The organism is Chryseobacterium sp. MMO-72, from assembly GCF_037146035.1.
GTDB lineage: Bacteria > Bacteroidota > Bacteroidia > Flavobacteriales > Weeksellaceae > Chryseobacterium > Chryseobacterium indicum.
Window position 1 is genome coordinate 544,788 of sequence record NZ_JBBCWG010000001.1, and the last position, 11,072, is coordinate 555,859.

The following is an 11,072-nucleotide window of genomic DNA, read 5'->3' on the forward strand; positions in this document are numbered from 1 at the left end:
ATGTATTTTAATTAAGCTAGCTGATGTTTTTTAAGTCATTAAGATGATTTAGAAATTAAGTTTCGTTAAGAAAAATCATATAGATTTTTTGCATCCCTTAAAAGCAAGGTTAAACTTAATGACGCTAAAATTCTTAAAATAAATCTTAACGGTTCAAAATTGAGCATCGAAATTCATCGTCTGAAGCTAAAAAATCCAATTCAAATTTTAACGAAAAAGTACCCTGAAAAGTACACAATCAATCTATTTAACAATGAAATTGATCTATAGCTTTATGCTTATCCTTTGCGGATTTGCATTCACCAACGCACAGCAGACTTACACGGTAGAAGGAACAGTTCAGGATTTTCACGATAAAACCATGCTGGAAAATGCATCCGTGAAAATTGGAGATTTTTCTGCGAAAACCGATAAAAACGGTAAGTTTTCAATCAATAAAATTCCTGCGGGAAAATATATACTCATTGCTAAACATCCTGATTGTAATGATTATACTGAAAATGTAGGAGTTACACAGGATTTGCATTTAACAATTACGCTTGAACATCATATTCAGGATATCGAAACGGTGACCATTCACGGAAACCATAAAAGCAACGGATCTTTAGTAATCAAAACACTTGATAAATCTGAAATTCAAAGAAATTCCACAGATAATTTAGGAAATTTACTGACGAAGATTTCGGGAGTCAGTGCTTTGAAAACAGGAAATAATATCTCAAAACCTATTATTCACGGGCTTTACGGAAGCAGAATCTCTATTTTAAACAATGGAGTGAGACTTGCTGAACAGGAGTGGGGAGTAGAACACGCTCCAAATGTGGATATTAATAATTTCCAGCATATCGACGTTATCAAAGGTGCTTCTGCATTGAAGTACGGAAGTGATGCGATTGGCGGAGTCGTGGTGATGGAACCTGAAATTTTCCCTAAAAAGGATACTTTAAAAGGTTCAGTCGGTCTTACCGGAATTTCCAACGGAAAGGGAATGGCTCTGGATGCGGATGTTGCGAAAATCTGGAAAAACGGATGGGCGGTAAAAACAGGAGGAAGCATCAAAAAACTCGGAGATCAGAACGCTCCGGATTATAACCTGATGAATACGGGAATGGATTTTTCTTCGTTTAATTTTACCGTTCAGAATAATACGTATGAAAGAGGAATTTCTTTTGATTATTATTTAACCAACCAGAATATAGGAATTTACAGAGGTTCTCACGTGGGAAACAATGAAGATTTTTACAACGCAACTACTACGAAAATTCCGGTTTACACAGGAACTTTCAGTTATGATATTGATAATCCGAGACAGGTGATCGAGCATCATATCGCGAAAGTTTCGGCTTTCAAAAGATTTGAAAATATCGGGAAAGTTTCCGCGACGTACAGCTATCAGTACAACCACAGACAGGAATATGACATCAGAAGAGGGGAGTTGAAAGATACGCCTTCTCTGGATCTGGAACTGATGACGCATCAGTTTAATCTTAATGATTTGCTGGAAAGAGGGAAGTTTTCTCTTGAAACAGGAATTGATGCAAGTTTTCAGAACAATTATTCGGATCCGGCGACAAAAGCGAGACGTCTGATTCCGAACTATGATAAATATGCGGCAGGTTTTTATTCCGTTTTTAAATATAAAATCTCCGGTAATTTCAATGTGGAGGCAGGAGCGCGATACGATTTTACGCGTTATGATGTTACCAAATGGTACGATAAAAGCGATTGGGAGAAGAGATATGCAGATTCTTATCCTCAGTTTTATGTAAAAACGGATCAGAACAGGATTCTTACGCGTCCTCAGCTGAATTATAACAATGTATCTTTCAATGTAGGGTTAGAATATCGTCCGAATTCATCTTTTGATCTGAAATTCAATTATGCAAAAGTGGGCAGAACACCGAATATTGCTGAACTGTTTTCAGACGGACTGCATCATTCAGCCTCTGTGATCGAAATTGGAGATATGGGACTGAAAAATGAACAGGGACATCAGTTTAATCTCACGGTGGATTCGAGATTCAACGTTTTAAAAGGATTGAATGTTTCTGTGAATCCTTACTTTTTTATCACCAAGAATTTCATCAACGAAGTTCCTACAGGAGTTCAGAATACGATCAGAGGAGTATTTCCGGTGTGGTCTTATCAGCAGATCGATGCCAAAATGTATGGGGTAGATCTGGATGTTAATCTTAAACTTACGGATCACCTTACTTATGTAGGAAAGGGAAGTTATGTTTACGGACAGGACGACACAAACAATGTTCCGTTGATTTTAATGATGCCTCCGAATTTTTCCAATGCATTACAGTTTAAAAAGGAAAACTGGAAGCAGTTTTATTTTACGGTAGAAAACCAGACTTTTCTGAAGCAGAACAGGTTTCCGGTGTATAATGCAACCATACCAATATATATAGACGGAGATGAAGTGGAAAAAACGGTGGATCTAAGTACTCCGCCAAACGGTTATTCTCTCTGGAATATCCAGACAGGAATCAACATCAGCAAAAATCTTTCTGCGGGACTTATCGTGAACAATCTTTTCAATGTTTCGTACAGAGATTATCTGAACAGAATGAGATTTTTCTCGGATGAGGCAGGAAGAAACTTCATACTCCACTTTAGATACAGATTCTAAAGATTTTTAAGACCATCAGACAAAATATCAACCTTAAAATTTAAAAAAATGAAATTATTCAATACTAAAAATATCATCAAATTATTAGCTGTTTTATTCATCGCTATCACCGTAGTTTCCTGTCAGAGAGACGGATCTGCGGCAGAAGACGATCTTCCGCAGGAAGACCTTACCAATATTATTTTGAATGTGAAAGATGTTGCGGCGGGAACTACCCAAACGTACAATTACAGCATGGGAGCGGGAGGAGCTCAGGCGATTAAATTAACCGACGGAAAGACCTATCAGGTAACTGCCACGTTTAAAAACGGAAACGAAGATGCCACTCAGGAAATTAAGGATGCTAAAGACGAACACTTTTTAATCTTCAATTTCCCGAATTCAGATATTGTTCTAACGCGTACAGACGATGCTTCTTCTACAAGAGCAGACGGAAAACGGGTAGGTTTAAAAACAGAATGGGTGGTCAACAAAGCTGTTAAAAATCCTTCTGCAACAAGCCAGCTGATTTTCACTTTATATCATGAACCGGCAAGTGTAACGGAAGCTTCGCAGACCAGTGGTAATGGTGTAATCTACGGAACGCAGGTAGGAGGAGAAACAGATGCACAGGCAAACTATACTATTACGAATTAAAATAACCTTTTAATATCTTTAATCTTGTTAGTAAAACCATCGGAAATTTTCCGGTGGTTTTTTAATTTAACAATATTTAGCTTTTAAGTTGATTTTAAATGAACGATTTTCATAAAATTTTTATATTTTTGCAACCTAAAATTTTAATCAATAATGAAGGTTACTGCAAAAAACCATGATGATGTAAGTGCATTGCTTACAGTGACATTGGAAAAATCTGACTATAAAGAAAAAGTTGATAAGCAATTGATTAATTATGCTAAAAATGCGCAAGTTCCTGGTTTCAGAAAAGGAAAAGTGCCTTTGAGTATGGTTAGAAAACAATATGAAGCAGGTATTGCTTTTGAAGAAATCAACAAGCAGGTTTCTGATGCTTTAAACAGCTACGTAAACGAAAACAAACTAAGATTAGTTGGTCAGCCGGTTCCACAGCCAGTAAACGAATTCGATTACAATGCGGATCAGCTTGAAGTTGCTTTTGAAGTAGGATTTGAGCCTGAATTCACTATTGACCTGGCTAAATATGAAGCTCCTCACTACAAAGTAGAGGCTTCTGAAAAAGAAATCAACAAAAGTATTGAGAACATGCAGAAGCGTTTCGCAGAGCAGGCTCCTCAAGAAAAAATCAATAAAGATTCTTACATCGCTTTAGAAATTTCTCAGGTTGTGGAAGAAGATGCTGAAGGAGAACACCACCACCATCCAAAGAATGTTACCATTACTGCTGAAAACAAAGAAGCTTTCAAACTGGTAAAATCTTTGAAAATGGACGGTTCTGTAAAAGTTTCTAAAGAAACGCTTGCTGAAAACGAAGAATTGGCTAAAGAATTAGGATTCTCTAAAGAAGAAGTTGAGCATTTACACCACAACGAAGTGGAAGTAAAAGTAAAAGATTTCTACGGTCTTAACTTAGCTGAACTTAATCAGGAATTATTCGATAAAGTGTACGGAGAAGGAAACATCAAGTCTGAAGAAGAACTTAAGGAAAAAGTAAAGTCTGAATTAGACGAATACTTCCAGCAAAATGCTGATGTTCACTTTGTGAATAAAGTATTGGAGCAGGTTTCTGAAAAAGAAGAAGTAAAGCTTCCTGAAGCGTTCCTTGTAAAATGGTTAATGTTCTCTAACCAGAACATCCAATCTGAAGAGCAGGCAAAAGAAATCCTTGAATCTGAGAAAAACCAGTTGAAATATCAGATCATTGAAGGAAAATTGATGAGTGATAACGACATCAAATTAGATTATGCTGATGTTTTAGGACAGGCTGAACAATTGGTAAGAAATCAATTAGCTATCTACGGAATCCACCATTTAGGAGACGAAGAGATCCAGAAATACGCTGTTGAAATGTTGAAAGATCAGGAGCAGGTAAGACAGATTTCTTCTGAAGTTGCGATGACGAAGCTGAAAGATGTAATCCTTGAAAAAGCAACGAAAAAAGAAACTGCAATTTCTCACGACGAGTTTTTGGAAGAGCTTAAAAAGTAATTTATTTTACTATAAATATTTGAAAACCACTGTTTTTACAGTGGTTTTTTTATTGATAAAACATCTGTATTTATTTGTTTAATATTCCTATATTTACGATTATAAACTTTATTTATGAAAAAGATCATCATTCCGTTTTTTTGCGCTGTGCTTTTTTCTACTTCGGTAGCTGCACAAAAAACTACTGCTGCTCCGGCTAAAACGGAAGCTGTAAAATCTAAGCTTACTCCAAAAGAAGTTATCGATAAATATCTTACAGCACTTGGAGGAAAAGATAAACTTGAAGCAGTGAAATCCATTGTGATGGAAAATACAATTTCGGGGGCTGCGCTTCCGGGAGAAATCACAATGACGACCAAAAAACTGGGCAATAAGTTCAAATCTGAACAGTTTTTTATGGGACAGAAAGCGGCTTCTCAGTATTTTGACGGAGAAAAAGGTTATATGGAGCAGATGGGCAACAAAAGCGAAATTCCGGCAGATAAACTGGGAGATTTAAAGAAAGGAAAAATTATTGATGCTTTAGGATACGATTATACGAAGTTCAAAGATGTTACTACGGAAAAAATCGACGGAAAAGATTATAATGTATTAACTTCGGATAAAGGAAAATTCTATTTTGATGCTTCTACAGGTCTTTTATATAAAGCAGATGCAAAAGAAGGAACGGCCTTTACGAAAGATTATTTAACGGTAGACGGAATTAAATTCCCATCACTAATTGAAGCACAGGGAGGAGGACAGACCATGACTATTAAAACAACAAAGGTTACTCTTAATGCAGGAGTTACGGATGCGGATTTTAAATAAAACAACTTTAATTTAACATAATAAAATCGGGTTTTGCCCGATTTTTTTGTTGATATACTATTTTTAACTAAAGTTTAACTAAAAAAAGAAATTCTTTACATTCTGAATTTATATTTTTGCGGTATTAAACACAAAAACATACTGATGAGAAAAGATGACATTACTTTGGCTTGGGCTTTCCCTTTTAAAGCTGTTCTCATTTTCTGAAATTCAAATCTTTTATCGGAAATTATTAACGATAATTAACTCAATTTTAACTTAAAATAATAATTTAAACATTTCCACGTTAAGTGAATAAATTATATTTTTGAACCATAAAAATTAATAATCGAAACAACTATGAAAAAAATGTTTTCGTCGCTTGCAGTTGTCTTTCTGATGTCTGCCAATGCATTTGCACAGAATATTCCTATGGATCCTTCTGTAAAGACCGGTACACTTCCGAATGGGATGAAGTACTACATCAAAAAAAATACATTGCCCGAAAAGAAAGTAGATTTCAGACTGGCAATTAATGCAGGATCTATTCTTGAGGATGAAAACCAAAGAGGGCTGGCTCATTTCATGGAGCACATGAACTTCAACGGAACAAAAAACTTTCCTGATAATAAACTTGTGGATTTTCTTCAGTCAATTGGAGTAAAATTCGGACAGCACTTAAACGCTTACACCAGCTTTGATGAAACGGTTTATATGCTTCCCGTTCCTTTAGACAAACCCGGAAATCTGGATGCAGGTCTTAAAGTGATGGAAGACTGGGCATTTAACGCCACGCTTTCTGATGAGCAGATCAATAAAGAAAGAGGGGTTGTTCTTGAAGAATTAAGACTTGGTTTGGGAGCAGACAAAAGAATGTCGGATAAATACCTTCCGAAATTATTGTACAACTCTCAGTACGCCAACAGACTTCCTATCGGGAAGAAAGATATTCTGGAAAACTTCAAACCGGATGTCATCAGACAGTTTCATAAAGACTGGTACAGACCGGATCTGATGGCAATTGTAGTAGTAGGAGACATCAATGTGGACGAAGTTGAAAAGAAAATTAAAGATAACTTCAGCAAATATAAAAATCCTTCAAAACCAAGAGAAAGAAAGAGCTTCGATCTTCCGAACCATAAGGAAACTTTGGTGGCTTTGGAAACAGATCCGGATGCTACAAGATCTATGGTACAGTTCATCATGAAAGATTCTGAAGCATATCAGCCGGATGTTACGGTAGAGCAGTACAATCAGAGTCTTGTGGAGCAGCTTGCTTCCACCATGCTGAATAACAGATTAGGAGAGCTGGTAAACTCAAATAATCCTCCTTTTACGTACGGTTATGTTTATCACGGCGGAACGTATGCAAGAAGCAAAGAAGCTTTTCAGGGAATGGCAATGGTGAAAGACGGAAACCAGCTTAATGCGTTAAAAGTTCTTTTGGAAGAAACAGAAAGAGCGAAAAGATTCGGATTCACCCAGACAGAATTAGACAGGGCAAAATCTCAGATAATGTCTAATATCGAAAGAACCTACAACAACAGAGATAAAACGGAAAGTGATGCACTTGTAGAAGAATACGTAAGAAATTTCCTGGAGCAGGAACCGATGCCGGGAATTGCCTGGGAATATGAAGATACTAAGAAATTCTTACCTTCCGTAACACTGACTCAGACCAATGAAGTCATTAAAAAACTGGTAAAAGACGACAGCAGAGTAGTGGTAATCACCGGTCCTAAAAAAGACAATGTTCAGATGCCGACGGAAGCCATGGTGCTGAATACTTTTGAAGGAGTGAAAATGGCAGATCTTAAGCCGTATCAGGAAAAAGCTACCATTAAAAATTTAGTAAAACCTTTCAAATCTGAAGGTACAATTGCTAAAACAGAAACCGATGCCAAATTAGGAACCACAACATGGACACTGAGCAATGGCGCAAAAGTTACTTTCAAGAAAACAGACTTTAAAGACGATGAAATTGTTTTTGCAGCGAGAAGTCTGGGAGGAAGCTCAGTAATTAGTGATGCCGACTTTATTAAAACCCAGTTTGCTTTTCCTGCCTTATCAGAAGCCGGAGTTAATGGTTTCTCCAAAGCAGATCTTACCAATTATCTTGCAGGAAAGCAGGTAAATGTAAATCCGTCAATCGGAAATGTAACAGAAGGACTTTCCGGAAGAACGACCAGAAAAGATCTTGGAACAGCAATGGAATTAATGTATGCTTATTTTACAGGTCTGAATTATAATCCAGATGCATTTAATGCTTACAAAACGAAACAATCTGCGATGATGGATAACCTGTTGTCCAATCCTCAGTTTTATTTCTCCAGCGAGCATGCAAAATTCATGAATCAGAAAAACCCGAGATTTGTAGGAATTATCCCGACAGAAAAGGAATGGGCAAATACAGATTATAAAAAAGCATACGATATTTATAAAGAGAAATTCTCCAATGCCGGAAACTTCCAGTTCTATTTTGTAGGAAATATTGATGAGGCTACATTCAAAAATGAAGTGTTACAGTACATTGCGAGTCTTCCTTCAAACGGAAAAACGTCTACTTTTAAAGATACAGGATACAGACAGATAACCGGAGATTATTCTAAGGTCTACAAAAAAGGAAAAGATCCTAAAAGTATGGTAACGATCTCCTATACCGGAGAAACGCCTTACAAAGAAAAAGAAGCATTGGCATTAGAAGCTTTGGGAGAAGTTGCTACCATTAAAGTGATTGAAAAGCTGAGAGAGGACGAAAGCGGAATTTACGGAGGCGGAGCAAGAGGAGGAATGTACAAAGTTCCGTTCAGCAATTACAGTTTCAGCATCAATTTCCCTTGCGGACCTGAAAATGCTGAGAAGTTAACGAAAAGTGCAATTGCAGAGCTTCAGAAGTTAATTGATAAAGGACCTGAACAGAAAGACCTTGATAAATATAAGGAAGGAGAGTACAATGATGATAAAACCAATATGAAAGACAATATGTATTGGATGAATGCGCTTACCAAAAACCAGCTGGATGGAAGCGATAAATATGAAATCCTTAACTATCAGGAAAAAGTAAAAGCTTTAACCGTAAAAGACCTTCAGGATGTAGCTAAGAAATATCTTACAAAAGGCAGAATCGTGGCAACCCTGATGCCGGAAGACGGTTGGGAAAAAGCCAAAAAAGAGGAAGCTAAAGCTGAAACAGCAGTCATAAAAGCCGGAGCAGCAAAATAATTTTCGATATAAAGTTCAATTAAAAACCGTTCTGTAGATTTTACAGAACGGTTTTGCTTTATTAATGTGAGATTGATTTAGATCATCAAATTATTGCATTTTGTCAATTACCTAAGCTTTAATCTGATGTACACCTGCAAAATCAGCTCAAGACATAATTGATGATTAGTTTTGGCTAAAGCCAATTCCTGTTGACATAATCATCTTGTCCTTCTATCAAGTCCATCTTTACTGATAAGGCTGAATGCAATTCAGTTAAAGTTGAAAAAAATCTTAACACCTAAAGACCTTACAACTCTAAACCCTCAGACTCTCAAACTCTCAAACCCTATCACTCTTTAAGCCTTTTACTCAAAATTAAGATCCATATTCCTTCTTCCATTCATCTGCCACTTCGCTCAGAACCTCGTAAAATTCTTCACCGTATTTTCGGATCAATGGCGTTTTCAGGAATTTATACACAGGAACCTGCAATTCTTTGCCTAAAGTACAGGCATCGCTGCAAATCTTCCAGACATCATAATTCAATGCTTTGAAAGTAGAGTATTCTTTAATACGGATCGGGTAAAGATGACAGGAAATCGGCTTCTGCCAGTCTACTGCGCCGTCCTCATATGCTTTTTCAATACCGCATTTTGTAATTCCTTTTTCATCAAAAGTTACGTATGCACATTCGCGGTTTTCTACCATCGGTGTTACATACATTCCGTCCATCGGATCTGTCGTCCAGGTTCCTGTTTTTTCGATGGATTTAATACCTTCCTCAGTAAGATAAGGCTTCACTTTTTCAAAAATACCATCTAAAATTTCCAGTTCGTCCTTATCCAAAGGAGCACCTACATCTCCTTCCACACAACACGCACCTTTACATTTAGAAAGGTTACACACAAACTCTTCAGAAAAAATATCCTCAGAGATCAATTTATCGTCTATCTGAATCATAATCTTTAAAATAAATTAAAATAAGTTCCGGCTTTAAAACCGATTAAACTGAAAATAAGCAGCCATAAACCAACTTCCTGCATCCAGTATTTCGGCAGAAACCGAAGCATTCTGCTGATAATAATAGTAGACGGAAAGGCAAGAAGAAGTAAATATTCATAATTTTTATTCATGTAAAGAATAATCGTAATCAGCTGCGCCATCGAAAAAACGAGCAGAAAAGTATATTTATATCGGCTTATCGGGCTTTTTTTATTATAATTTCTGAAATGGTCGTACACAGCGTAGATCAGCATACCAATCACCGGAATTAAAGGCAGAAGCTCTGTGTAATCTGTCACAGGTTTCATCTTTCCGAAAGGAAAATAATCCATGTTCCAGCTTTTAAAATCAATAAAAAACATTACCGAAAAATAGCTGAACACAATTAAGATAATCCCCAGCAAAAACCTGAAAATATTCAGACTGATTCTCTCGGAAGTGGCAATAACATGAATAATCACAAAAACCGCCATGGGCCATGTTGTGGGAAGAAAAATAAAATTCAGCGCAACAATAGAACCTACCAGAACGTAAGATTTCTTTCTGATATCTTCGTTCGTACTGGTTAAAAGCAGTAAAAGAAAAGAATTGGTAAGAAGAGCGACTGCGATTCCTATATCTAAATGTCCCGGATAAAGCCCGAAAACAAAAAAAGTATACAGAAATAACGGAAGGTGCGTCTGGTAATTGAGTGCAATACTGTGAAAACAGAAATATCCCAGAGCAATTCCCAGAAAAGTAATTCCGGCAATAATCCCCTCATAAGTGTTGAAATTCAATAAATTAAAAGTTATTACTATTAAAAGAAGAAAACCAATATAAACAGGAATTGAAAAAATATTGCTTTCTTTTGAAAGTAATTTAAACATTTTTTATAAATTTGTACAAAGTTAATTTAAAAAAGGAAAATAATGACGTCTTTCTTTCTATTCTTAAGCAAAGTTTTCAAATGGTCTTTCGGTTTCTTTGATGCTTTCGGTAATGTTTTGAACTGGATTCTGTTTATCGTTTGCTGCGTACTGTTCACTTACTGGTGCTACGTTTTGGTAGTTACTCTGGGAGGTGATAAAGATAAAGACTACTATTCTCCAACGGAAGGTAAGCATCCTTACTACGATCCGAAAATCTACAAAAATGAAGGTTAATTAATTGGTTATATAGTAAAAAGCCGATCAAATAATTTATTTGGTCGGCTTTTTTATTTGGTAATGTGGTCAAAAATAGTTGGTGTTTTTGTCATAAATAATTCGTAATATTTTGCAGTTGATTGGAAGAGGAAGTGAGCAATGCTGAGGAGCAACTTACCAGCAATACA

General features: G+C 36.3%; 8 protein-coding genes. 6 read left to right on the forward strand and 2 right to left on the reverse strand.

Going from position 1 to position 11,072, the window contains the following annotated elements:
• Window positions 1-253: 253 nt before the first annotated feature.
• From WFH39_RS02525 to WFH39_RS02545, 5 genes are all read left to right on the forward strand, one after another.
• Window positions 254-2,638: a TonB-dependent receptor gene (locus WFH39_RS02525; RefSeq protein WP_336688671.1), complete on the forward strand. Its 2,385-nt coding sequence runs from the start codon at window positions 254-256 to the stop codon at window positions 2,636-2,638.
• Window positions 2,639-2,686: 48 nt separating this feature from the next.
• Complete coding sequence (locus WFH39_RS02530; RefSeq protein WP_336688672.1) at window positions 2,687-3,274, forward strand: hypothetical protein; 588 nt, start codon at window positions 2,687-2,689, stop codon at window positions 3,272-3,274.
• Window positions 3,275-3,427: 153 nt separating this feature from the next.
• Complete coding sequence (locus WFH39_RS02535) at window positions 3,428-4,762, forward strand: trigger factor (RefSeq protein ID WP_235129765.1); 1,335 nt, start codon at window positions 3,428-3,430, stop codon at window positions 4,760-4,762.
• 114 nt (window positions 4,763-4,876) lie between these two features.
• Complete coding sequence (locus tag WFH39_RS02540; protein ID WP_336688673.1) at window positions 4,877-5,572, forward strand: hypothetical protein; 696 nt, start codon at window positions 4,877-4,879, stop codon at window positions 5,570-5,572.
• A gap of 339 nt (window positions 5,573-5,911) precedes the next feature.
• Window positions 5,912-8,773 carry a M16 family metallopeptidase gene (locus WFH39_RS02545; protein WP_336688674.1) on the forward strand — a complete coding sequence of 954 codons (2,862 nt, stop codon included), beginning with the start codon at window positions 5,912-5,914 and terminating at the stop codon, window positions 8,771-8,773.
• A gap of 357 nt (window positions 8,774-9,130) precedes the next feature.
• Here the strand turns inward: WFH39_RS02545 and WFH39_RS02550 are convergent, their stop codons facing one another.
• The gene (locus WFH39_RS02550) at window positions 9,131-9,715 is read right to left on the reverse strand and encodes a DUF3109 family protein (RefSeq protein ID WP_214590726.1); all 585 of its coding nucleotides are present in this window, start codon (window positions 9,713-9,715) and stop codon (window positions 9,131-9,133) included.
• A 5-nt stretch (window positions 9,716-9,720) separates the two neighbouring features.
• Window positions 9,721-10,626 (reverse strand): DUF6427 family protein, encoded by a 906-nt coding sequence (locus tag WFH39_RS02555; protein WP_336688675.1) that lies wholly within the window; start codon window positions 10,624-10,626, stop codon window positions 9,721-9,723.
• Window positions 10,627-10,668: 42 nt separating this feature from the next.
• On the opposite strand from WFH39_RS02555, the gene WFH39_RS02560 reads away from it, so the two are divergent.
• The gene (locus WFH39_RS02560; RefSeq protein WP_235129770.1) at window positions 10,669-10,902 is read left to right on the forward strand and encodes a DUF6341 family protein; all 234 of its coding nucleotides are present in this window, start codon (window positions 10,669-10,671) and stop codon (window positions 10,900-10,902) included.
• The last annotated feature ends 170 nt before the right edge of the window (window positions 10,903-11,072 follow it).

Coding starts and splice junctions, on each gene's coding strand:
- WFH39_RS02525 (WP_336688671.1), top strand. CDS start 254: ATGAAATTGATCTATAGCTTTATGCTTATCCTTTGCGGATTTGCATTC.
- WFH39_RS02530 (WP_336688672.1), top strand. CDS start 2,687: ATGAAATTATTCAATACTAAAAATATCATCAAATTATTAGCTGTTTTA.
- WFH39_RS02535 (WP_235129765.1), top strand. CDS start 3,428: ATGAAGGTTACTGCAAAAAACCATGATGATGTAAGTGCATTGCTTACA.
- WFH39_RS02540 (WP_336688673.1), top strand. CDS start 4,877: ATGAAAAAGATCATCATTCCGTTTTTTTGCGCTGTGCTTTTTTCTACT.
- WFH39_RS02545 (WP_336688674.1), top strand. CDS start 5,912: ATGAAAAAAATGTTTTCGTCGCTTGCAGTTGTCTTTCTGATGTCTGCC.
- WFH39_RS02550 (WP_214590726.1), bottom strand. CDS start 9,715: ATGATTCAGATAGACGATAAATTGATCTCTGAGGATATTTTTTCTGAA.
- WFH39_RS02555 (WP_336688675.1), bottom strand. CDS start 10,626: ATGTTTAAATTACTTTCAAAAGAAAGCAATATTTTTTCAATTCCTGTT.
- WFH39_RS02560 (WP_235129770.1), top strand. CDS start 10,669: ATGACGTCTTTCTTTCTATTCTTAAGCAAAGTTTTCAAATGGTCTTTC.